This is a genomic window from Pseudoalteromonas sp. G5_S1_14_S5, from assembly GCF_054968605.1.
Window position 1 is genome coordinate 1 of record NZ_JBQKUM010000207.1, and the last position, 681, is coordinate 681.

Annotated in this window: 1 protein-coding gene; it reads right to left on the minus strand. The window is 47.0% G+C overall.

Annotation, left to right across the window (positions count from 1 at the left end; translation table 11 throughout):
- Positions 1–681 (minus strand): hypothetical protein (locus ACTRWI_RS22570; RefSeq protein WP_499133925.1); only part of this gene is annotated, 681 nt, incomplete at both ends.

A 681-nucleotide genomic window follows, 5' to 3' on the forward strand; every position in this document is an offset into this window, starting at 1 on the left:
CACCGGAAGCGTAGTAGGCACAATCGCCATACTAAAGGCACCATTGGCATCGGTAGTACCTTCTGTATGAGTAATATTGGCACCTTTCGCGCCTGATTCAATCGCATACACACGCACTGTTGCGCCGCTGATGTTGTTCGCCACCGCTTGCCCTGTCACTGCCCATTGTGGATCAAGTGCAAAGGCATCGGCATCATTAATGATAAGCTGTAAGCTGGCTAAATCAATGATGTCCGCCGCCGCACTATCAGCGACAAACTCTTTGTAATAACTAAGGTTATTGCTGTCTACCGACAAGCCGGAAATGCTTTGCAGCATAGCGATGGTTAAGTCACCCGCTTTGTTGTTAGCGGCATATTGGCTGATGACATCGATTTGAGATTGGCTCGCGTTCGCAATGTTGATTAGAGTTTGTAACTTGGCAGAGGTATCGACATTGCTGCCAACGTCTGCAGCAATCAAGGCTTTGTAGTACGCATGATTATTCGCATCAAGCGAAGTTAAGCCCATCACGCTGCTTAAATCCGCGAAGCTTAAGTTCTTGGCATCATTGGCATTCGCGTATCCGACAATCTCCATCAACACACTTACGGAGGTATTGACCGTATTAATCACATTTTGTAGTTGTGCTGATGAGGTCAAAGTGCCTAGGCGGGTAAATTCAGCATTATACAAGGCCAT